The organism is Massilia sp. R2A-15, from assembly GCF_030704305.1.
GTDB lineage: Bacteria > Pseudomonadota > Gammaproteobacteria > Burkholderiales > Burkholderiaceae_D > JAFCUW01.
Genome location: NZ_CP131935.1, coordinates 1,677,570 through 1,700,040, shown reverse-complemented (window position 1 = coordinate 1,700,040; position 22,471 = coordinate 1,677,570). Strand labels below are relative to the sequence as shown.

Genomic DNA, 22,471 nt, shown 5'->3' with positions numbered 1-22,471 from the left:
GACGATGAACCTGGTTTTGCAAGGCCCCGCGGCATCGATGCCGGAGCTGCGCCGGATTGCCACGCTCGCCCTGCCGGCGCGCATGCTCGAACTGAATCCGCACGCGCTGCGCTGCGAGCAGGTGGACGACTCGAACGGGGTGCGCCAGGCGGTCGAACTGGCGGCGCTCGAAGCGCGCGTGGACGCGACCTTCATCGACGCCGCGCGCACGCTGGCCGACTACCGGCTGGTGGCGATGGACATGGATTCGACCCTGATCACCATCGAGTGCATCGACGAAATCGCCGACATGCAGGGGCTCAAGCCGCAGGTTGCCGACATCACCGAGGCGGCGATGCGCGGCGAGATCGAATTTGCCGAGAGCCTGACGCGGCGCGTGGCGCTGCTCGCGGGCCTCGACGCGAGCGCGCTGCAGCGGGTGTACGACGAGCGCCTGCACATTTCGATGGGCGGCGAGGCGATGCTGGCCGGTGTGAAGGGGGCCGGGCTCAAGACGCTGCTGGTGTCGGGCGGATTCACCTTCTTCACCGAGCGGCTGCAGGAGCGGCTGGGGCTCGATTACACGCACGCGAACGTGCTCGAAGTCGAGCATGGCAAGCTGACCGGGCGCGTGGTTGGCGGCATCGTCGATGCGGTGGGCAAGATGCAGACCGTGGAGCGCGTGTGCGCGGACATGGGCATCGACCCGGAGCAGGCCATCGTCATCGGCGACGGCGCCAACGACCTGAAGATGATGGGGATTGCGGGACTGTCGGTGGCGTTTCGCGCCAAGCCAGTGGTGCGTCAACAGGCCAACATAGCGCTCAATTTCACGGGCCTCGACGGACTGCTCGCGATCCTGGGCTGATCAAGTCGCGGCGTTCAACTTCGGGGTCTGGTCCTGCGGACCTGACCCCATGTTGGAAGTATCGACGACACCGTGGCAAAATCAAAATGGGGTCAGGTCCGCGGGACCAGACCCCGATGCTGCCGGCCGCGGCAATTTTTCACCTTAACGTAAGCGCTTCAGGACCAGCCCCCTCCTCCTTCAACGCCACGCCTGAAATGCGGCGCTGGCGCGCTGCGTGCACCAGATAGTCCAGCTTCGAAGCCGCGTCCGCATAGCCGAGGCCCTCGGGCCGGACATTCGAGATGCAGTTGCGGCGCTCGTCGGTCATGCCGACGCGCGGTTGCCAGGTCAGGTACAGGCCCATGCTGTCGGGCGAACTGAGACCCGGCCGCTCGCCGATCATCACCACCACCAATTCGACGCCCAGCAGCTGCGCCACCTCGTCGCCCACCGCGACGCGTCCCTGTTTCACGATCGCCAGCGGCGCCATCGGGCCGGGATTCAACGCCGTCCAGGCGCGCAGGAATGGTTCCGCATGCCGCTCGATCGCGAGGGCCGACAGTCCGTCGGCAATGACGAAGCCGGTTTCGTAGGCCGCTGGAGCCAGCGCCATTTTCGATTCGTCGTCGAGCCGCCGCCCCAGATCCGGCCGGCGCAGGTAGGTCGCACGGTCGGGCGCGGCGCTGTGAAGACGGATGCACCGCAGTCCGAACGACACGGCCAGGCGCTCGGCGAGCGCCGCGTCGTCGAGTTCCATGTGCACCGCGTCGCGCGCCTGCGCGTGCGCGAGCTGGAACGCAAGTTGCGGCGCTGTCGGCTGACTCACGCCGCTTCGCCCGAGCGCAATGCGCGCTGCAGTCCACTGGCGTAACTGCCCCCACGGATTCACTGTAACGATGCTCATGATTCCAGCCCCACCGCGCGCGCCAGCTGCGACGCTGCAAGAGCGCCGTCGCCGGCAAATATTCCCATCCCGATCAGCCATTGTTCGAACTCGGGCGCCGGCTTCAGTCCGAGCAGGCGCCGCACGTACAGCGCGTCGTGGAAGGAGGTGGTCTGGTAGTTCAGCATGATGTCGTCGGCGCCCGCGACGCCCATCACGAAGTTGCAGCCGGCCGCGGCGAGGAGCGTCAGCAGGCTGTCCATGTCGTCCTGGTCGGCCTCCGCGTGGTTGGTATAGCAGACGTCGCAGCCCATCGGCAGCCCGAGCAGCTTGGCGCAGAAATGGTCTTCCAGCCCCGCACGGGTTATCTGCTTGCCGTCGTAGAGGTATTCCGGGCCGATGAAGCCGACCACGGAGTTGACCAGCAGCGGCTTGAACCTGCGCGCCACGGCGTAGGCGCGCGCCTCGCAGGTCTGCTGGTCGACGCCGTGGTGCGCGTTCGCCGATAATGCGCTTCCCTGTCCCGTCTCGAAATACATCACGTTGTCGCCCACCGTTCCGCGTCCGAGCGACAAGGCCGCATCGTGCGCTTCGGCCAGCAGCGCGAGGTCGATGCCGAACGCGCGGTTGGCAGCTTCGGTGCCGGCAATCGACTGGAACACCAGATCCACCGGCGCCCAGCGCTCGATGGCGGCCATGGTGTTGGTGATGTGAGTCAGCACGCAGGACTGTGTCGGGATCGCCAGCCGGCCGATGAACTGGTCCAGCATGTCCAGCAGCGTGACGATCTGCGCCACGTTGTCGCCGGCCGGATTGATGCCGATGACCGCGTCGCCGCTGCCGTACATCAGACCGTCGAGGATGGAAGCCGCGATGCCGCGCGCGTCGTCGGTCGGATGGTTCGGCTGAAGGCGCGTGGACAGGCGGCCCGGCAAGCCGATAGTGCCGCGGAACGCGGTCACCGCGCGGCACTTGGCGCCCACGACGATCAGGTCCTGGATGCGCATGATCTTCGACACGGCTGCCGCCATTTCGGGCGTGATTCCCGGCGCCAGCGCGGCCAGCGCGGCGGTGTCGGCGGCATCGGACAGCAGCCAGTTGCGGAAGTCGCCGACGGTGAGGTGACTGACCGTCGCAAAGGCCGCGGGATCGAGGCTGTCGATGATCAGGCGGGTGACTTCGTCGCTTTCGTACGGCACCAGCGCCTCGTGCAGAAAAGTGGACAGCGGCAGTTCGGCCAGCGCCATCTGCGCCGCCACGCGCTGTTCGGCGCTCTCCGCGGCCAGGCCAGCGAGCACGTCGCCGGAGCGCAAGGGCGTCGCGCACGCCATCAGCGCGCGCAGATCGCGGAAGGTGTGGGTCTTCGTACCGATTACGTGCGCGTACTGCGGCATAGGCAACTCCGAAGATGGGGTCAGGTCCGCCGGACCTGACCCCGGGTTTGTCCGCGCCGCATGAGAAGAACCGGCACCATCACACTACCCTGCCCCAGCGCCAGATCGAACTGTTCGACCGGTGAGAACCCCAGCGCCTCATACAACGGCACGCCCGGCATCGTGGCAACCAGTTCGAGTCGCGTAAAGCCTGCGGCGGCAGCCTCGCTCGCGCAATGCGCCATCAGCATCGACCCCAGCCCGCGCCGCGCCATCGCCGGATCGACGAAGAACGCGCGGATCTTTGCCGGCTCGGTCGCCGGATCGAGCAGACGCTCCGGCTTTGACTTGGCCTGGTCGCCGCCGTAGCTGGTCGAGCGCTTGCCCCAGCCACCGCAGGCGACGATTTCGCCGCCGCATTCGATCGCGTAATAGCTGCCGTCAGCCACCAGCTGGCTGTCCACGCCGAACACTTCGCGCGTTACCGCCGCAATCTGCTCCTGTGTGTAAAAACCAACGCTCAGCGCACGCGCGGAACGCTCGATCAGTGCCTGCAAGACCGCCACATCCTGCGCCAGCGCCACTCTGAGAATGGGTGTCTGGTCCGCCATTATTTCCATTGTCCCGGTGAGTGTAACAAGCTGTAATTGCGCGGCAAGAAAACCGAAAACTTCATATAGTAGTCATATGATAAGCGCCCATTCCGCGAGGACACCATGAAAATCTTGATTCCCCTGCTCTGCGTGGCCGTGCTGAGCGGCTGCGCCTACCCGCCGCCCGCCCCGTACGCGCAGCGCTATCCGGCCGCCGGCGACCCAAGCCAGTGGCACACCGTTTCCGTCACGCCGGTCGCGCCGGGCACGGGAGCGCGCCTCGGCGCCGAGCCTGGCAAGTACGTCCAGTCCACGTCCCAGCCGATCGTCGAATCCCGCCCGGTCTACGTGCAGCAGCCGGTCTACTACGCGCCGGCCCCGGTCTACTATGCCCCGGCCCCGATGTACTACGCCCCGGCGCCAGCCTATTACTATCCGCCCATCTCGCTGAGCCTGGGCTTCGGGCACAGCTGGGGCGGCCGCCACGGCCGCAACTGGGGCGGCATCGGCATCGGCACGCACTGGCCGTAAGCGTCTGTAGATTTGCACCAATTTAACAAGGCCGCCCCCTCAGGCGGCCTTTGTATTTGCGCTGTAAGTACTTGATCTTCCTACAGTTGTTTCCTTACCGATTCCTTACAGGTATGCATGGTGCATTGCGTCATAGCAAACGATTGCTGTTAGCAAAATGCTCCCATACAATGAACCATCGATGGGGGCAGCAGACCAGCGTACGGCAATAGAAAAACACTATGGAGACAGCAAAAATGAATTTCAAGTTGAAAGCGATTGTTGCGGGCGTATCACTGGGTTTTGTCATGTCGGCGATGGCCGCCGAGCCGATCAAGATCGGCGTATCGGGCCCATTCACCGGCGGTTCCGCGCCGATGGGCGTGTCCATGCGCGACGGCGTCAAGCTGGCCGTCGCCGAGATCAACGCCAAGGGCGGCATCCTCGGCCGCCAGATCCAGCTGGTCGAGCGCGACGACGAGGCCTCCCCGCCGCGCGGCAAGCAGGTCGCCCAGGAACTGATCAACAAGGAACACGTCGTCGCCACCGTCGGCTACATCAACACCGGCGTGGCGCTCGCTTCGCAGGGCTTGTACCAGGAAGCCAAGATCCCGGTCATGAACAACGTGGCCACCGGCTCGGTCATCACCCAGCAGTTCGCCAAGGACCCGGAAAACTACATCTTCCGCAACTCGGCCAACGACACGATCCAGTCCGAGATGATCGTGCAGGAAGCGGTCGACCGCCGCCACTTCAAGAAGGTGGCGATCCTCGCCGACTCCACCAACTACGGCCAGCTCGGCAAGGATGACCTCGAGAAGGCGCTGGAGAAGCGCAAGATCAAGGCGGTCGCGGTGGAAAAATACAACCTCAAGGACGTCGACATGACGGCCCAGCTGCTCAAGGCCAAGCAGGCCGGCGCCGAGGTGGTGCTCACCTACGGCATCGGCCCTGAACTGGCGCAGATCGCCAATGGCATGGAAAAGCTGGGCTGGAAGGTGCCGATGATCGGCAGCTGGACCCTCGCGATGGGTAACTTCATCGACAACGCCGGCAAGAACGGCGACGGCACGCGCATGCCGCAAACCTTCATCCAGGACGCCAGCACACCGAAGCGCAAGGCCTTCATCGACGCCTACATCAAGGCCTACAAGCCGGCCGGCGACCGCATGCCGTCGGGCGTGTCGGCAGCCCAGGGCTACGACTCGATCTACCTGCTGGCCGCGGCGATCAAGCAGGCCGGCAGCACCGAAGGACCGAAAGTGCTGCACGCGCTGGAGAACCTGAACGAGAAGGTCGAAGGCGTCGTCACCACCTACAACAAGCCGTACAGCCACACCGACCACGAGGCGATCGACTTCGGCAACACCGTGTTCGGCGAAGTCAAGGGCGGCAAGGTGGTCCTGGCGAAGTAAGCGCTTCGATTCATGCCATCTATGGCCAGTCTTGAGGATTCAAGCCTGGCCATTTTCTTGTTGACCGGTGGCGCCCGCGCGCCATCCATCGGGTGAAATCATGGATATCCTGCTTCAGATTATTTTCAGCGGCATCGCGCTCGGCATGATCTACGCCGTCATCGCGTTCGGCTACCAGCTGACCTTCGCCACTTCCGGCACTCTCAACTTCGGCCAGGGCGAGGCGCTGATGCTCGGCGCGCTGGTCGGCCTGTCCCTGGTCAGTAACATCCACGGCGGCCCTTACATGGGCTACCTGCTGATGATCCCGGTGGTGCTGGTGTTTGGCGCGCTGCAAGGCATGTTCGTCGAATGGATCGGCGTGCGCCCGGCCATCAAGATCAAGTCCGAATTCGGCTGGATCATGTCCACCATCGCGCTGGCGATCATCTTCAAGAACGTCGCAGAAAATATCTGGGGCAAGGACGACCTGACCTTCCCTTCCCCGCTTTCCACCACGCCCTTCCACGTCTTCGGCGCCAACGTGCAGCCGATGCAGATCGCGGTGGTGATCGGCGCCGTCGCCATCATGCTCGCGGTCGAACTGTTCAACCGCAAGTCGATTTACGGCAAGGCGGTCGTCGCCACGTCCAACGACCGCGACGCCGCCGGCCTGATGGGCATCAACACCAGCATGGTGATCACGTTCTCGTACGCGCTGTCGTCGGCCACAGCGGCCTTCGCCGGCGTGCTGGTCGCGCCGCTGACGCTTACCGGCGCCACCATGGGCGCCTCGCTCGGTCTCAAGGCCTTTGCGGTGGCCATCATCGGCGGCCTGACGTCGGGCATGGGCGCCATCGTCGGCGGCCTCATTCTGGGCATCGCTGAAACCGCCACCGGCTTCTACCTGTCGACCGGCTACAAGGAAGTGCCCGGCCTGCTGCTGCTGCTGCTGGTGCTGGCCATCAAACCGGCCGGCCTGTTCGGCAAAACCGCGATCAAGAAGGTCTGACCCATGAATAAGAAAAACTTAGTCATCGGACTGGCAGGCATCGCGGCGCTGATCGCCTATCCGGTCCTCGTCCCCAATCCGTACTACATCCACCTGGCCGAAACGATCCTGATCTACGCGATCCTGCTGTTCGGCCTCGACATCGTGGTCGGCTACACCGGCCAGGTCTCGCTCGGACACGCAGGCCTGTTCGGCATCGGCGCCTACCTCACCGGCGTGCTCGTGTTCAAGCTCGGCGTGCCCTGGCCGCTGGCGATGATCGGCAGTATCGGCGGCGCCGCGTTGTTCGGCGCGATCCTCGCGCTCCCGGCGCTGCGCGTGACGGGCCCCTACCTTGCGATGGTCACGCTGGCGTTCGGCACCATCATCCAGATCCTGCTCAACGAAATGACCTGGCTCACCGAAGGCCCGCTCGGCATCAAGATCGCCAAGCCGGTGCTGTTCGGGACCAAGCTGACCGAGGTGGGCTACTTCTACCTGGTCGCCGCGCTGATGGTGATCTCGCTGATCGTGGTGCACCGCACCCTGCGCTCGAACCTGGGCCGCGCCTTCGAGGCACTGCGCGACAGCCCGATCGCGTCCGACTGCATGGGCGTGTCGGTGTACCGCTACAAGGTCTACGCCTTTGTCATCAGCGCCGGCCTGGCGGGTCTCGCGGGCAGCCTGTTCGCGTATTCGGAAGAATACATCTCGCCTCAGACCTTCAACTTCGAACTGACCATCCTGTTCCTGCTGGCGGTGATCATGGGCGGGCGCAAGACCCGCTCGGGCGCGATCATCGGCGCGATCATCGTCGTGATGCTGCCCAGCCTCCTGGCCGACATCGCGCTGTTCCGCATGATTGCGATCGGCGCCGCGGTGCTCGCGGTGGTGGGCGCCGGCATCGCGCTGGCAAAGAAGAAAAGCACGCCGGGCCGCGTACTGGTGCCGGTCGTCGCCACGCTCGGCATGGTGTTCTTCTCCTACCGGCTGGAGAACATGATCGACTGGCGCCTGACCATCTTCGGCCTGATGACGCTGTTCGTCGTGTATTACCTGCAGGACGGGATCGTCGGCTTCCTGCGCTCGCTGATGGGGCGCGGTGCGGCGCATGACGCCTCGCTGGCGGTGGCCGCGGCCGGCGCCGATCCATTTGCCGGCGCCGACGGCGGCGCGGCCGGCGCCACGCTGCTCAAGGTGGACCAGGTGCTGATGCAGTTCGGCGGCCTGAAGGCGCTCAACAAGGTGGACCTGAATGTCGCGCAGCGCTCGGTGCACGGCCTGATCGGCCCGAACGGCTCGGGCAAGAGCACGATGATGAACGTGCTGACGGGGATCTACCAACCGACCGACGGCAAGGTGGCCTTCGACGGCGTGGTCATCACCGGCCGCACGCCATCCCAGATCGCGCTGGGCGGCATCGCCCGCACCTTCCAGAACGTGCAGCTGTTCGGCGAGATGACGGCCACCGAAAACGTGCTGGTCGGCCTGCACCACACCTTCCGCTCCAACGTGCTAGACGTGATGCTGCAGACGCCGCGCTACCGGCGCGAGGAAAAGGCCGCGCGCGAGCGGGCCGCCAGCATCCTCGAATTCGTCGGCCTGTCGTCGCTGGCCAACGAGGAGGCGCGCAACCTCCCCTACGGCAAGCAGCGACTGCTCGAAATCGGCCGCGCGCTGGGCCTGAACCCGCGCCTGCTGCTGCTCGACGAGCCGGCCGCCGGCCTGACCGCGCCCGACATCAAGGAGCTGATGGCGATCATCCGCAAGATCCGCGACCACGGCATCACCATCATCCTGATCGAGCACCACATGGATGTCGTGATGAGCATTTCCGATACCGTCACCGTGCTCGACTTCGGCCAAAAGATCGCCGAGGGCACGCCGGCGACGGTCCAGGGCGATCCGAAAGTGATCGAAGCTTACCTCGGCGGCAGCAGCGGCGACAGCGCGCACGCCGCGGCGCACTGAAAGGACAGCCATGTTATCGATCCAGAACCTGCAAGCGGCCTACGGCAAGGTTGAAGTCCTGCACGGCATTTCGCTCGAGGTCCCGAAGGGCAAGCTGGTCACGCTGATCGGCTCGAACGGCGCCGGCAAGACCACCACGATGCGCGCCATCTCCGGCATGATCCGGCCGAAGGGCGGCAGCGTCACGCTCGGTGGGCGCGACATCACCGGGCTCGAATCTCACAAGATCGCGCGCGCCGGCCTGGCCCATTCGCCGGAAGGACGGCGCGTGTTCGCCACCATGAGCGTGACCGACAACCTGCTGCTCGGCGCCTTCCCGCGCTTTACCCGCTCGCGCCCGAAAGGCGACATCAAGCACGACCTGGAAAAGGCGCTGGAACTGTTCCCGCGCCTGAAGGAGCGCCAGCACCAGCTGGCAGGCACGCTGTCCGGCGGCGAGCAGCAGATGCTGGCGATGGCGCGCGCGGTGATGCTGAACCCGGAAGTCATCCTGCTCGACGAGCCGTCGATGGGCCTGGCGCCGATCCTGGTGGAAGAAGTATTCCGCATCATCGCCCGGCTGAAAAGCGAAGGCGTGACGATGCTGCTGGTCGAGCAGTTCGCCGCCGCGGCGCTGAACGTCGCCGACTACGGCTACGTGCTGGAGAACGGCAGCATCTCGGTGCATGGGCCGGCCGAGAGCCTGAAGACCGATCCGAAGGTAGTCGCCGCGTATCTCGGCGGCGGGCAGTCGCACTAGGCGCGGCGATGAACCACGGCGCCCTCGGCGCGCGCGACTATGCCGCCGCGCTGGGCGTCGTCCTGATCTGGGGCACCAACTTCCTCGCGATGAAATTCGCGCTGCACGACATGACGCCGTTCCAGCTCGGCGCCGGCCGTTACGTGTTCGCCGCGCTGCCGCTGGTGCTGTTCATCCGCCCGCCCAAATTGCACTGGAAATTCGTGGTGCTGTACGGCCTGCTGCAAGGCGTCGGCCAGTTCGGCTTCCTGTTCCTGGCGCTGAAAGTGGGCATGTCGGCGGCGCTCGGCTCGGTGCTGATGCAGACCCAGGTGTTCTTCACCGCGCTGCTCGGCTTCGTCCTGCTGCGCGAGCACGCCAGCCGCGCCCTGCTGGCCGGACTGTTCCTGGCCGCGCTGGGCATCGGTTGCTTCGCGATGAACTACCTGTCGCCGGGCGCCGACGCCGGCGGCACCACGCCGCTCGGCTTCGTGCTGGTGCTCGGCTCGGCGGCGATGTGGTCGGCGTCGAACATCGTGGTGCGGCGCGCGCAGCAGTCGGCCGCGCAGTTCGACGTGATGCCGTTCATGGTCTGGAGCTCGCTGGTGCCGATCATCCCGTTCGCGCTGCTGTCGCTCGCCTTCGATGACCCCGCGACGCGCTGGCGCTGGACCGCGGCGCCGTGGACCACCTGGCTGTCGCTGGCCTACCTCGGCTGGTTCGCCACCATCCTCGCTTATGCGCTGTGGACCGGCCTGCTCAAGCGCCATCCGCTGAACCGGGTCGCGCCTTTTTCGCTGGCGGTGCCGGTGGTGGGCATCAGCTCCGGCATGCTGGTGCTGGGCGATTCCATCAGCGGCTGGCAATGGGCCGGCATCGCGCTGGTGGTGGCGGCGCTGGCCACGGTGATGTTCGGCGCGCGCTGGCTGCAGCGGGGACGTTAATGATCCGATGTCATTACAGCGTTCCTGTAGAATGCGCGCTTACCTCCTGGCCCCGATCCCGATGAAACTGCGCACCTACTACTTGCTGCTGGCAATGGCTATCCTCGTGCCGGCGGCGATTTTCTGCGCGATCGCGCTGAAGGTGATGCTCGACGCGCAGCACGATTCGGCGATCGAACGCATCCAGGGCAGCGCGCGCCTGGCCGCGATCGTGATCGACAGCGACACCCGCCGCGCCGATGCGGTGCTGCGCGCGCTGGGCGCATCGAGCGCGCTGGACGAAGGCGACCTGCGCCGCTTCGACGCGGAAGCGCGCGCCGTCAACGCCGGCGCCGGCGCCTGGATCATCCTGTACGACACCAGGGGCCAGCAGCTGGTCAACACCCGCCGCCCATTCGGCACGGCGCTGCCGGTGCGTCCCGACCCGGAGCAGATCACTCACCTGCTGGCGACCGGCGCGACCAATATCTCCGGCCTGCGCTGGGGCTCGGTCCTGCTGAGTAACTTCGTGATGGTGGAGACTCCGGTACGGACGCACTCGGGCCGCCAGCACGTAATCGGCCAGGCCTACTCTCCCGAATTCTTCACGCGCGCTTTTGCGGGCAGCGCGATCCCCGCCAGCTGGCGGGTGCAGGTGTTCGACGCCGACGGCACGATCATCGCGCGCAGCCACAATCTGGAAAAGTTCATCGGCAAGCCGGCCACGCCGGAAATGCTCAAGGCGATGCGCTCAGCCCAGGACGGCGTGCTACGCCACGTCACGCGCGACGACGTCGAAGTCTACGACGTGTTTCACCGCATACCGGGGTCGGGATGGACCATCGTCGTCGGCGCCCCGGTGGCCGAGATCGACCACGCGGTGTGGCATGGCGTGGCGGCGATCGGAGTCGGCCTGTTCGTCGCGATGGCCGCCGCGCTGACGCTGGCCATCGTGGCCGGGCGCCGGCTGGTGCGCTTCGTGGCCGGCGCGTCGCAGGCCGCGCGCCAGCTTGGACGCGGCGAACCGGTCGAGCCTCTCGCATCGGCCAGCATCGTCGAACTGGCGGAGCTGCACGAAGCCATTCACGAGGCAGCCGATCGCCTGCAGGCGGAGGTGCGCTCGCGCGGCGCGGCCGAGCGCGAGCGCAACCTGCTGCTGGTGCTCGAACGCGAGGCGCGCACCCGCGCCGAGGACCAGAACGCGGCGAAAGACGAATTCCTCGCCATGCTCGCGCACGAACTGCGCAACCCGCTGTCGGCGGTCGCCAGCGCGGTGCAGCTGCTCGACAGCGGCGCCCCGCTCGACGATGCCCTGGCCGCGCGCGCGCGCGACGTGGTGCGGCGCCAGACCGGCCACCTGCGCAAGCTGGTGGACGACCTGCTGGAAGTGAACCGCGCGCTGATGGGCAAGCTGACGCTGGCGCGCGCGCCGGTGGACCTGGCCGACGCGGTGGCGCGCTGCGTCGATACGCTGCAGGCGAGCGGACGCACCGCGCACTTCGATTTCCACCTCGACCTGGCGCCGGCCGTGGTCCATGCAGATCCGACCCGGCTGGTGCAGGTGATCGACAACATCCTCGACAACGCCGTCAAATACAGCCCGCGCGGCGGCCGCGTGGACGTCGTCCTCCGGCACGACGGCGGCAGCGCCCACCTGGTGGTGCGCGATTCGGGCATGGGCATCGCGCCCGAACTGCTGCCGAACGTCTTCACCATCTTCGTCCAGGGCAAGCAGTCGCTGCAGCGGATCGAGGGCGGTCTCGGGATCGGCCTGTCGCTGGTGCGGCGCCTGGTCGAACTGCACGGCGGCTCGGTCGCGGTCGACAGCGAAGGCGACGGCAAGGGCGCCTGCGTCACCGTGCGGCTGCCGCTGCTGGCGGACCAGTCGCCGCTGGCCGTGGCCAGCGTGGCGCCTCCCGCTCCCGCGCGGCGCCGCGTGCTGCTGATCGAAGACAACGAGGATGCGCGCGACATGATGGCGGCGCTGCTCGAAATGCTGGCGTGCGACGTGACGGCCGCGGCCAACGGCCCGCAAGGCATCGCGCTGGCGCGCCGCGCGCAGCCGGAGATCGCCTTCATCGACATCGGCCTGGCCGGCATGGATGGCTACGCGATCGCCGCCGCCCTCAAGGCCGATCCGGCGACGGCCGGCATCGAACTGATCGCGCTGACCGGCTACGGCAGCGCCGACGACCGCCAGCGCGCGTTCGACGCCGGCTTCCAGCATCATTTTACGAAACCGATAACGATCGAACAGCTGGAGCTTGCCCTCTCGCCAACTGCGTTGTGGGCGCACAACTGAAGTGCTCGCCAAGGGCCTGCGGTTTCACAATTGTGATTGCGGCGAATTTGGCTTTCATGGGAGTATAGCTCTTCCTTATTCCCCCTCACCGCCCGTGGAATGCGAAGATCGGCCCCGATGCCGATTGCACAAACCGGGCAAAGCAAAGGCAGCCATGCAGCTCGATCCCCAGTCCCTTCCCGACCCGCGCACCCTGGGAAAGCGGGCCATGGCGCTGGCCATGCTGGACGCGATCATCTGTCCCGAATTCGAGTACCGGTATTTCAGTTACGACGCGACCTGGGGCGACGACGAACAGATGGGCGCGATGCACAACGGCGAGGGCGACCACTGGTTCCTGCACCTGGGGCAGTTCGGCGCGGCGATCAAGGGCCATGTGCAGGAGCTGCCGCGCACCGAAACGCGCGCGCTGGCGCTGCAGGTGCAGCGCGGCCTGCCCGACGAATTCGACAGCTTCCTGCATGAGCCGTCGTTCTCGATGGACGCGGTGAGCTACTGCTACTGGCTGCGCCGCGGCGACAGCGCCTGGAACAAGGTCGCCCATCCCGACCAGTCGCTGGCGCACCGCTACGACGGCTCGGAAGACTACCTGTCGATCCTGGTGGCGCCGGCCGGCTGCTACTACGACTACGCCAGCGACTACTTCGAGTGCGAGCCGCCGCTGGCCAGCATCGAGCATATCTACGCCCATGCGCCGCTGACCGCGGCCATCGTCAAATCGCTCAATCCGCAATTGAGCCTGGAGGACGCGCACGCCGCGGCGCGCCAGATTGGCTACCCGAGCATGCCGCGCGCCAGGTCGAGCGTGCCGCTGGCCTGCTCCGGCGCCTGAGCGTTTCTCACCGCGTCCTGCAGCGCCAGCGCCTGGTCGACGAAGGTCTTCGACATCGTATTATCGAAGACGCACCAGACAGCGCGCCCTGCGGCGATGTGGCCCGCCATGTCGTGGCCTAACTGCGCCAGCCAGGGCAATTCGTAATCGGAATAATAGACGCGCGGTGCGCCGTGCAGCCGGATGTAGATGTGCTGCGCGGTCGGCACGTGTTCGCCCGGCTGTCCCTTGGGCGGATCGGCGATCACGCGGGTGACGCCGGCGGCGTGCAAGATGGCAGTCGCCTCCTCGCCAAACCACGTCGGATTACGCGCCTCCAGCGCAAGCATGCAGCCGAAGCGCTGTTTGAGACGGACGAAAAAATCCGCGGCGACATCCGCGTCGAGGACGAGGCTCGGCGGCAGCTGCACCAATACACAGCCGAGCTTTTCACCGAGCGCGCCCGCCTCCATCGCAAACTGGTCCATCTGCGCGTCGCCGCCCACCAGGCGCGCGTCGTGCGTGATGGAGCGCGGCAGCTTGACCGAAAAGCGGAACTGCGCCGGCACGCTGGCCGCCCAGCGCGCGTACGTCGAGGCCTGGTGCGGACGATAAAAACAGGAGTTGATTTCGACGGCGCTGAAGACCGCGGCGTAGCGTTCGAGATGGCTGCCCTCGACAGGAAATGCGTCGCACGACTGGCGTGGAATGCTCCAGCCGGCGCAGCCGATCAGGGCAGCGGGGGGAAGTGGTGGATGAGTCATCGGGCGATTCTACGATAGGCGCAAATACGGCGGCGTACACCACGCCCGTCGTGCCAGCGAATGCTGGTACCCATACTGCGCGCGCGTCTCGACTAAAAGGTGGCTCAGCATGGGTACCTGCCTCCGCAGGTACGACAGCTTCTACAGGACGCGGGCTCCGGCACGCTCGATTTACAATGGTCGTTCGAACAAGATATCTGGAGGATACCGATGAGCGACCCTGTCCACGTGGTGTGCCCGCATTGCGACGCAGTGAACCGCCTCGCCCATGAGCGCCTGGCCGACCAGCCGGTGTGCGGCAAGTGCGCGCAGCCGCTGTTCCTGGCGCGCCCGCTCGATGTCGCCGGCGCGCGGTTCGCCAAGCACATCGAGCGCAGCGACCTGCCGGTGCTGGTCGATTTCTGGGCGCCGTGGTGCGGCCCGTGCAAGATGATGGCGCCGGCCTACGCCCAGGCGGCGGCGCAGCTCGAGCCGGGCATGCGCCTGCTGAAGGTCGATACCGAGCAGGCCCAGGACCTCGGCGCGCGCTACAACATCCGCTCGATCCCCACGCTGGCGCTGTTTCGGGGCGGCCGCGAAGTCGCGCGCCAGCCGGGCGCGATGGATGCGCGCGGGATCGTCGCCTGGGCGATGCAGCACGCACGATGAAGTGATCGAAATGCCAACACCCTGCTACAATCGGCGCATCTCAACGAAGGAGCAACCATGTCCCAGCAACTGGTGTTAGACAGCAGTCTCGAAGAAACCAAGCAGTTCGCGCGCATCTTGTACATCGTCCACGCGGTGATCTTTCTATGCTCGGCCGGCGCGTTGTCGATCATTCCGCTGATCGTCAACTACGTCAAGCGTCCCTACACCGAAGGCACGCTGGTCTACAGCCACCATACGTGGATGATCCGCACGTTCTGGTTCTATGTGCTGTGGATGGCGGTGGGATGGGTGGTCCTGTTCACGCTCGGCCTGGTGCTGATCGGCTTTCCGATGGCGTGGGCGATCTGGGGCCTGGCGTGGCTGTGGTACGCCTACCGCGTGATCAAGGGACTCATCGACTTGAACAACAACCGGCCGATGCCGGTGTAGAGATCAAAACGGGGACTCGGCGTCCCCGTCGCTCCGCGGGACCAGACCCCGATGTGCTTATAACGCCGCGAGCGCCTGCTCGATGTCGGCGATCAGGTCGCCCGTGTCTTCCAGGCCGATGTTGAAGCGCACCAGCATGCCGCCGTCGTGCCAGCCCTGGCGCATTCCCTGGATCCGGTACGGCATCACCAGGCTGTTGGCGCCGCCCCAGCTGTAGCCGAGGCCGAACAGGGTCAGCGCATCGACGAAGCGGTCGGTCTGCGCTTCCGTGTACTTAGGGTCGAACAGCACCGAGAACAGGCCGCCGGCGCCGATGAAGTCGCGCTTCCAGATGTCGTGGCCCGGGCAGTCCTCGAACGCGGGATGCAGCACCTTGCTTATTTCAGGCCGCGCCTTGAGCCACTGCGCCACCTGACGCGCGCTCGCGTCGTGCGCATCGAAGCGCAGCTTCATGCTCGGCAGGCCGCGCATCACCAGGTAGGCGTCGTCCGGGCTCACGCCCATCCCCAGCCGCATGTGGGCCAGCGCCAGCCGGTCGTTGAGCGCGCGGTCGCGCGTGACCAGGGCGCCCATCAGGACGTCCGAGCCGCCCGACTGGTACTTGGTCAGCGCCTGCATGATGATGTCCACGCCGTGGTCGAAGCCGCGCAGCGCGAGGCCCGCCGACCAGGTGTTGTCGAGCGCAACCAGCACGCCCTTCTCGTGCGCGGCCTTGCAGATGGCCGGCAGGTCCGGCACTTCCATCGACACCGATCCCGGCGCCTCGGTCCAGATCAGCTTCGTGTTGGGCTGGATCAGGTCCGCGATGGCGGCGCCCACCAGCGGGTTGTAGTAGCGCGCGGTGATGCCGAAGTCGCGCGTGAGCCAGTTGCCCAGCTCGCGGTTCGGGTTATAGACGTTATCCGGCAGGAGCACGTCGTCGCCGGTTTTCAAAAGCGCGAAGTCGACCATCGCGATCGCCGCCAGGCCGGACGGCGCCAGCAGGCAGTAGCTGCCGCCTTCGATTTCGGCCAGGCGCGCTTCCAGCGTGAAGGTGGTCGGCGTGCCGTGCAGCCCGTAGGTATAGGCGTTCTTCTCTTTCCACTCGCCCGAGCGCATCGCGGCGACGTCCTTGAACAGCACCGTCGAGGCGTGGTGGATCGCGGTCGGATAGGCGGCAAAGCCTTCCGGCGCTGCGTAGTCGCTGTGGATCAGCGTGGTCTGCGGCGACTTCTTCTTCATTACGCCACCGAGGCCCACAGGTCATGCGCGTCGGCGGAGGTGACGACGACATCGGCGAACTCGCCCACCACCAGCTTCTTGCCCGGCACCAGCGAGCGCTTGATGTGCACCACGCCGTCGATTTCCGGCGCGTCGGCGGACGAACGGCCGATCGCCTCGCGGGCGTTGACTTCATCGATCAGCACGCGCACGGTCTTGCCGACCTTGGCCTGCAGGCGCTTGGCCGAAATCTCTTCCTGGAGCAGCATCACGCGCGCACGGCGCTCTTCGCGCACTTCTTCCGGTACCGGATTGTCGAGCAGGTTGGCGGTGGCGCCTTCGACCGGCGAATAGGCGAAGCAGCCAAGGCGGTCGATCTGCGCTTCTTTCAGGAAGTCGAGCAGGTATTCGAATTCGGCCTCGGTCTCGCCGGGGAAGCCGGCGATGAAGGTCGAGCGGATGGTCAGATCGGGGTTCATCGCGCGCCAGGCCTGGATGCGGTCGAGGTTCTTCTCGCCGCTGGCCGGGCGCTTCATGCGCTTGAGGACATCGGGATGCGCGTGCTGCATCGGAATGTCGAGGTAAGGCAGCACGTGGCCGCCGCTCATCATCGGGATCACCTGGTCCACGTGCGGATACGGATAGACGTAGTGCAGGCGCACCCAGGCGCCGTACTGCGCGGCCAGCTGGCCGAGCGCTTCGACCAGCTGCGTCATGTGGGTCTTGACCGGGCGGCCGTTCCAGAAGCCGGAGCGGAACTTGACGTCCACGCCGTAGGCGCTGGTGTCCTGCGAGATGACCAGCAGTTCCTTGACGCCGGCCTTGAACAGGTTTTCGGCTTCGAGCATCAGGTCGGCGATCGGACGCGACACCAGGTCGCCGCGCATCGACGGGATGATGCAGAAGCTGCAGCGGTGGTTGCAGCCCTCGGAAATCTTCAGGTAGGCGTAGTGTTTCGGGGTCAGCTTGACGCCTTGCGATGGCACCAGGTCGAAGAACGGCGCGTGCGGCTTGGGCAGGTGGGTGTGGACCGAGTCCATCACTTCGGCCAGCGCGTGCGGGCCGGTCACGGCCAGTACCTTCGGGTGCACCTTCATGATGATGTCGTCGCCGGCCGCGTCCTTCTTGGCGCCGAGGCAGCCGGTCACGATGACCTTGCCGTTTTCGGCCAGCGCCTCGCCGATCGCGTCGAGCGACTCCTGCACCGCGGCGTCGATGAAGCCGCAGGTGTTGACGATCACCAGGTCGGCGCCGTCGTAGGACTTGGCGGTGTCGTAGCCTTCCGCGCGCAGCTGGGTCAGGATCTGTTCGGAGTCCACCAGCGCCTTCGGGCAGCCGAGCGACACGAAGCCGACCTTGGGAGCGGCGACAGGAGCGTTGACGAGGGATTCAGGTGCGGCGGGAACGGGGATGCGGCGAAGTTCGGTCATGATGGGGAGGCTGTACTCAGGCAGACTAATCTTCCATTGTACCGCATCCATACAGATGTCGTACCTGCGGAGGCAGGTACCCATACTGAATCCGCTTTAACTATGTTGCTTGTTCAGCATGGGTTCCTGCCTGCGCAGGAACGACGGTCTTACGGCCAACGCTCTATTTTTTTGTATCTACCGGCGGGAACGGGAAGGCGCCGAAGATGGTCTTGCTCTGGCTTTGCATCTGTTCCTGCATCTGCACGAACAGGTTCTTGCTCTGGTCGATGTAGTTGTTCATCATCCCTTGCATCATCGGGCCCTGCACGTTCATGAACTGGGTCCACATTTCCGGGCTGAACGGCTTGCCTTCGAAGCCGCCGGTCGTGCCGGTGGTGAACTTGTTCTGGATGTCGGTGAAGGCCTGGACGTTCTTTTCCAGGTAGGAACCCATCATTCCCTGCATGGCATGGCCGTAGTAACGGATGATCTGCGACAGCACGGCGCTCGAGAACATCGGCGCGCCGGCCGCCTCTTCTTCCAGGATGATTTGCAACAGGATGCTGCGGGTCAGGTCTTCGTTCGACTTGGCGTCGACCACCGTGAACTCGTCCGCGTCGAGCACCAGTTGCTTGACGTCCGTCAGCGTGATGTACGAACTGGTCTGGGTGTCGTACAGCCGACGATTGGGATATTTCTTGATCAGGCGTTCAGTACTTTTCTTTGCACTACTCATCTCAAGTTCCACTTATTGCGCCGCAGCGCATTCTTAAAAAAGCGAACTGGCGTCCGCTCCGTGACTGGCCTATATGTGAATTATAGGTTGAACATCCGTCAAAATACCATGTTGCGCGAGCAAGTGCAGCATTTATCAGCACGCAACATAAAGTAAAAGCCTGACAACCTTTAATCGGCCCGGGTTTTGACGTAGCGGCCCGGCGCCGGCTCGATCACCGGGTACTGCTTGCTGCCGGCTTTGGCAGGCGCCTTGACGTCTTTTCCGCCATGTTCGGCCAGGAATGCGGCCCATTCGCCCCACCAGCTGCCCTTGTGCTCGGTCGCGCCTTCCAGCCACGCCGCGTTGTCGAGGATCTTCGCCTTGCCCTTCGGCTTGGCGTCGTTGGTCCAGTAGCTGCGCTTGCCTTTCGAGGCGGGATTGATCACGCCGGCGATGTGGCCGGACGCGCCGAGCACGTAGCGGTTGTTCTTCGGCTTGCCCGGATTGAGCAGGCTCATCGACTTGTACGCTGCTTCCCACGGCACGATGTGGTCTTCGCGCGAGCCGTAGATGAATACCGGCGCGTCGATGGCGCCGAGATCGACCTTGGCGCCGGCCGTGGTCAGCGCGCCCGGTTCGCGCAGCTTGTTTTCCAGGTACATATTGCGCAGGTAGAAGCAGAACATCGGTCCCGGCAGGTTGGTGCTGTCCGAGTTCCAGTACAGCAGGTCGAACGGCGGCGGCTCCTTGCCTTTCAGGTAGTTCGACTGGACGTAGTTCCACACCAGGTCGTTCGGGCGCAAGGAGGAGAAGGTGGTGGCCAGGTCGCGGCCCGGCATCAGCCCGCCCTTCGCCAGCTGCTTCTCGCGCTGCGACACCTGGCTTTCGTCGATGAAGACGTCGAGCACGCCGGTGTCTTCGAAGTCGAGCAAAGTGGTCAGCAAGGTCAGGCTGGCGGCCGGCTGTTCGCCGCGCGCGGCCAGCACCGCCAGCGCGGTCGTGACGATGGTGCCGCCGACGCAGAAGCCGAAGGCGTTGACCTTGTCTGCCCCGGAAATCTCGCGCGCCACGCGGATCGCTTCGATGGCGCCCTGCTCCACGTAGTCGTCCCAGGTGACCTTGCCCAGGGTCTTGTCGGGATTGCGCCAGGAGACGAGGAACACGGTATTGCCCTGCTCGACCGCGTAGCGCACCACCGAGTTTTCCGGCTGCAGGTCGAGGATGTAGAACTTGTTGATGCACGGCGGGACCATCACCAGCGGCACGGCGTGCACGGTGGCGGTGGTGGGCGTGTACTGGATCAGCTGGAACAGGTCGTTCTCGAATACCACCTGGCCGGCGGTGGTGGCGACGTTGCGGCCGACTTCGAAAGCCGATTCGTCGGACAGCGAGATGCGGCCCTTCTGCATGTCGCCCAGCATGTTGGCCAGGCCCTTGGCCAGGCTCTCGCCCTTGGTGTCGAGCAGCTGCTTCTGCGCTTCCGGATTGGTAGCCAGGAAGTTCGCCGGCGACATCGCATCGACCAGCTGCTGCACGGCGAAACGGATCTTCTGCTTGTCGCGCGGCGCCGCGTCGACCGCTTCGGCCATCGCGGTGAGGAACTGCGAATTGAGCAGGTAGGACGCGGCGGAAAATGCCGCCAGCGGATTGGCCAGCCATTCCGGCGCGGCAAAGCGGCGGTCCTTCAGTTCCGGGGTTTTCATCATGGCCATGTCCTGCCACAGCGCGCCGGCCTTTTGCAGGTAATCGTTGCGCAGCGACTCCAGCGCGGCCGGGCTGATGTGGGCGCCGACCTCTTTCAGCACGCCGGCCAGCGGATTGGCGTCCGCCTGCGGCAGCTTCATCCACGACTGCCAGGTGGATGGATCGGCAAACTGCGCCATCCAGGCGCTCGTCATGGCTTGGGGATCAGGCTTGTTCATGAGTGGGGTCCATTGGTTACAATTGCGGTTTCTGCCGAAGGGAATGTATGTGGATCGTCGCCGTTGCCTGGATTTACGTGGTGGGCCTGATGGCGCTCACCGAACCGACCGTGGTCGCTGGAATTATGACCTTTTTGGCGTATTGCGTGTTGCCATTATATATACTTTTCTATATCGCGGGATCGAAGGGGCGGAGGCAGCGGCGTGAAAATGGGGTCAGGTCCGCAGGACCATACCCCGACCTGCCGCCGCCGTCCGATTAATCCGGCTTCAGCCAGATCAGGCTGGCCTGCCGGCCCGTCACACCGTCGCGCCGGTACGAATAAAAACGGTCCGCTTCGCTGGCGGTGCAGTGACTGCCGCCCCACACCCGCGTCACGCCATCGCGCGCCAGCAGCAGCTTGGCGAGCGCATTCATGTTGGCCAGGAACTTGCCGGGCCGGCCGGGATACGGCGTGAACGCCACCCTCACCTTGTCCGCATCGGCGCCGCTGGCCAGGAAGGCGTCGAGCACGTCCGGTCCCACTTCGAACTGCGCCGGGCCGATCGCCGGGCCGAGCCAGGCCGTGATGTCGCCGGCGCCGGCCTCGCGCATGGTCGCCACCGTCGCGCCGAGCACCCCGCCGGCAAGGCCGCGCCAGCCGGCATGGGCCGCGCCCACCACCTTGCCTTCGAGGTCGGCAAACAGCACCGGCAGGCAGTCCGCGGTGAGCACCGCGCACACCACGCCAGGCTGCGTGGCGATGCTGGCGTCGGCCACCCGCACCGGCTGGTCCGGCCCGACGCTGGCCGCATCGACCACGGCCACGCCGTGCACCTGCGAAATCCACGCCGGGTCGCCCGGCAGCATGGCGCGCAGCGCGGCGCGGTTCTTGCGCACGGTGTCGGCATCGTCGTTCACGTGCATGCCAAGATTGAGCCCGCCGCCGCCCATGCCGTCATCGTAGGGGCCGACGCTCCAGCCGCCGCGGCGCGTGCTGGCCAGCGCGCCGACGTTTGCGGGCGCGTCCGGCCAATCGGGCAGGATCATTTCGGCCATCAGACCAGGTCCGGCTCTTCGATCCCGGCGTCGGCGATCAGGCCGGCGAAATCGGCGGCCAGCGGCACGATCCATTCGCAGTCCTCGCCGGTGGCCGGATGGACCAGGCCGAGGCGGCGCGCCTGCAGCGCCTGGCGCGGGAAGATCGGCGTCAGGTGCTGCTTGCCGTACACCGCGTCGCCGACCAGCGCGAAGCCGAGGTGCTGCATGTGCACGCGGATCTGGTGGGTGCGGCCCGTCTCGAGCTGGCACTGCACCAGGCTGACCGGGCGGCGGTCCAGCAGGCCGCTGGCGATGCGCTGGTAATGCGTGATCGCCGGCTTGGCCGTGAAGTTGTTCGACACCGCCATCTTGACGCGGTCCTTGGCGTCGCGCGCGATCGGCGCATCGACCGTGCCCTCCTCGCGCGGCGTGCCCCACACCAGCGCGAAGTACTCGCGCTTGACGGTGCGCGCCGCCAGCTGGCGCACCAGGTCGGTCTGCGCGGCCAGCGTCTTGCCGACCACCATCAGGCCGCTGGTGTCCTTGTCGAGCCGGTGCACGATGCCGGCGCGCGGCACGTTGGCCAGTTGCGGGCAATGGAACAGCAGGCCGTTGAGCAAGGTGCCCGACCAGTTGCCGGCGCCCGGATGCACGACCAGCCCGGCCGGCTTGTTGATCACCATGATGTGCTCGTCTTCGTGGACGATATCGAGACGGATCTCCTGCGGCGTGAAGGCGGTGTCCTCGGGCGCGGCCTGCGGGGTGACGACTACCGTTTCGTCGCCATACGCGGTATCCTTGCCGCGCGCCGGCTTGCCGTCGACCAGCACGTGGCCGCCGTCGAACCATTGCTGCAGGCGGCTGCGCGAAAATTGCGGCACCAGGCCGGCGATCACTTTGTCGAGGCGCTGGCCGCAGGCGGCCGGCGTCAGCTCGAGGGTGATCGGGGACAGGTCGGCGCCGCCGTTCTCATAGGCGAAATCGACGTCGATCTCGTCGTCGAAATCAGTGTCGAGAGGTAAATCCGCCGAATTCGGCGTTGAAGTTAAAGTCACA

General features: G+C 65.7%; 21 protein-coding genes. 11 read left to right on the top strand and 10 right to left on the bottom strand.

Annotated elements, in window-relative coordinates:
* Window positions 1-4: 4 nt before the first annotated feature.
* The gene (gene serB / locus Q4S45_RS07740) at window positions 5-847 is read left to right on the top strand and encodes a phosphoserine phosphatase SerB (RefSeq protein ID WP_305510664.1); all 843 of its coding nucleotides are present in this window, start codon (window positions 5-7) and stop codon (window positions 845-847) included.
* A gap of 139 nt (window positions 848-986) precedes the next feature.
* Here serB and eutC read toward each other — a convergent pair whose 3' ends face one another.
* The 3 genes from eutC to Q4S45_RS07725 are packed head-to-tail and all read right to left on the bottom strand — an operon-like array spanning window position 987 to window position 3,696.
* Window positions 987-1,733 (bottom strand): ethanolamine ammonia-lyase subunit EutC, encoded by a 747-nt coding sequence (gene eutC, locus Q4S45_RS07735; RefSeq protein ID WP_305510662.1) that lies wholly within the window; start codon window positions 1,731-1,733, stop codon window positions 987-989.
* Entirely contained in the window at window positions 1,730-3,106 is a 1,377-nt protein-coding gene (locus Q4S45_RS07730; RefSeq protein WP_305510660.1) for an ethanolamine ammonia-lyase subunit EutB, read from the bottom strand. Before Q4S45_RS07730 ends, eutC begins: the two co-directional genes overlap by 4 nt.
* 20 nt (window positions 3,107-3,126) lie before the next feature.
* The gene (locus Q4S45_RS07725) at window positions 3,127-3,696 is read right to left on the bottom strand and encodes a GNAT family N-acetyltransferase (RefSeq protein WP_305510659.1); all 570 of its coding nucleotides are present in this window, start codon (window positions 3,694-3,696) and stop codon (window positions 3,127-3,129) included.
* Between the two features lie 105 nt (window positions 3,697-3,801).
* Between Q4S45_RS07725 and Q4S45_RS07720 the strand changes: the two genes are divergently transcribed.
* The 8 genes from Q4S45_RS07720 to Q4S45_RS07685 all read left to right on the top strand — a co-directional run bounded on the left by Q4S45_RS07720 (window position 3,802) and on the right by Q4S45_RS07685 (window position 13,319).
* Complete coding sequence (locus tag Q4S45_RS07720; RefSeq protein ID WP_305510657.1) at window positions 3,802-4,209, top strand: hypothetical protein; 408 nt, start codon at window positions 3,802-3,804, stop codon at window positions 4,207-4,209.
* A 236-nt stretch (window positions 4,210-4,445) separates the two neighbouring features.
* Window positions 4,446-5,603 (top strand): ABC transporter substrate-binding protein, encoded by a 1,158-nt coding sequence (locus Q4S45_RS07715; RefSeq protein ID WP_305510655.1) that lies wholly within the window; start codon window positions 4,446-4,448, stop codon window positions 5,601-5,603.
* Between the two features lie 100 nt (window positions 5,604-5,703).
* Window positions 5,704-6,594 (top strand): branched-chain amino acid ABC transporter permease, encoded by an 891-nt coding sequence (locus Q4S45_RS07710; RefSeq protein ID WP_305510653.1) that lies wholly within the window; start codon window positions 5,704-5,706, stop codon window positions 6,592-6,594.
* Between the two features lie 3 nt (window positions 6,595-6,597).
* The gene (locus tag Q4S45_RS07705) at window positions 6,598-8,544 is read left to right on the top strand and encodes an ATP-binding cassette domain-containing protein (protein ID WP_305510651.1); all 1,947 of its coding nucleotides are present in this window, start codon (window positions 6,598-6,600) and stop codon (window positions 8,542-8,544) included.
* Between the two features lie 10 nt (window positions 8,545-8,554).
* Window positions 8,555-9,283, top strand: a complete 729-nt coding sequence (locus tag Q4S45_RS07700; protein WP_305510649.1) for an ABC transporter ATP-binding protein — start codon at window positions 8,555-8,557, stop codon at window positions 9,281-9,283.
* Window positions 9,284-9,291: 8 nt separating this feature from the next.
* Window positions 9,292-10,206 carry an EamA family transporter gene (locus Q4S45_RS07695; RefSeq protein WP_305510647.1) on the top strand — a complete coding sequence of 305 codons (915 nt, stop codon included), beginning with the start codon at window positions 9,292-9,294 and terminating at the stop codon, window positions 10,204-10,206.
* Window positions 10,207-10,237: 31 nt separating this feature from the next.
* Window positions 10,238-12,487 (top strand): ATP-binding protein, encoded by a 2,250-nt coding sequence (locus tag Q4S45_RS07690; protein ID WP_305510646.1) that lies wholly within the window; start codon window positions 10,238-10,240, stop codon window positions 12,485-12,487.
* Between the two features lie 154 nt (window positions 12,488-12,641).
* Window positions 12,642-13,319, top strand: a complete 678-nt coding sequence (locus tag Q4S45_RS07685; protein WP_305510644.1) for a hypothetical protein — start codon at window positions 12,642-12,644, stop codon at window positions 13,317-13,319.
* Here Q4S45_RS07685 and Q4S45_RS07680 read toward each other — a convergent pair.
* On the bottom strand, window positions 13,262-14,062 hold the full coding sequence (locus Q4S45_RS07680; RefSeq protein WP_305510642.1) for a DUF72 domain-containing protein: 801 nt from the start codon (window positions 14,060-14,062) through the stop codon (window positions 13,262-13,264). The two genes, Q4S45_RS07685 and Q4S45_RS07680, sit on opposite strands and share 58 nt — an antisense overlap.
* A gap of 210 nt (window positions 14,063-14,272) precedes the next feature.
* Here Q4S45_RS07680 and trxC point away from each other — a divergent pair, with 210 nt between their 5' ends.
* Complete coding sequence (gene trxC, locus Q4S45_RS07675; protein WP_305510640.1) at window positions 14,273-14,710, top strand: thioredoxin TrxC; 438 nt, start codon at window positions 14,273-14,275, stop codon at window positions 14,708-14,710.
* 57 nt (window positions 14,711-14,767) lie between these two features.
* Window positions 14,768-15,142, top strand: a complete 375-nt coding sequence (locus Q4S45_RS07670; protein WP_305510638.1) for a hypothetical protein — start codon at window positions 14,768-14,770, stop codon at window positions 15,140-15,142.
* A 57-nt stretch (window positions 15,143-15,199) separates the two neighbouring features.
* Here the strand turns inward: Q4S45_RS07670 and Q4S45_RS07665 are convergent, their stop codons facing one another.
* The 6 genes from Q4S45_RS07665 to Q4S45_RS07640 form a co-directional block, all read right to left on the bottom strand.
* Complete coding sequence (locus tag Q4S45_RS07665; RefSeq protein WP_305510636.1) at window positions 15,200-16,363, bottom strand: cystathionine beta-lyase; 1,164 nt, start codon at window positions 16,361-16,363, stop codon at window positions 15,200-15,202.
* Window positions 16,363-17,772 (bottom strand): 30S ribosomal protein S12 methylthiotransferase RimO, encoded by a 1,410-nt coding sequence (gene rimO / locus Q4S45_RS07660; RefSeq protein WP_305510635.1) that lies wholly within the window; start codon window positions 17,770-17,772, stop codon window positions 16,363-16,365. The genes Q4S45_RS07665 and rimO overlap by 1 nt, the downstream gene beginning before the upstream one ends.
* 163 nt (window positions 17,773-17,935) lie before the next feature.
* Complete coding sequence (gene phaR, locus Q4S45_RS07655) at window positions 17,936-18,490, bottom strand: polyhydroxyalkanoate synthesis repressor PhaR (protein WP_305510633.1); 555 nt, start codon at window positions 18,488-18,490, stop codon at window positions 17,936-17,938.
* Window positions 18,491-18,660: 170 nt separating this feature from the next.
* Window positions 18,661-20,394, bottom strand: a complete 1,734-nt coding sequence (gene phaC, locus Q4S45_RS07650) for a class I poly(R)-hydroxyalkanoic acid synthase (RefSeq protein WP_305510631.1) — start codon at window positions 20,392-20,394, stop codon at window positions 18,661-18,663.
* Between the two features lie 259 nt (window positions 20,395-20,653).
* A complete protein-coding gene (gene pgeF / locus Q4S45_RS07645; RefSeq protein WP_305510629.1) occupies window positions 20,654-21,433 on the bottom strand; it encodes a peptidoglycan editing factor PgeF in 780 nt (259 codons plus the stop codon).
* Entirely contained in the window at window positions 21,433-22,470 is a 1,038-nt protein-coding gene (locus tag Q4S45_RS07640) for an RluA family pseudouridine synthase (RefSeq protein ID WP_305510627.1), read from the bottom strand. The genes pgeF and Q4S45_RS07640 overlap by 1 nt, the downstream gene beginning before the upstream one ends.
* Window position 22,471 lies beyond the last annotated feature (1 nt).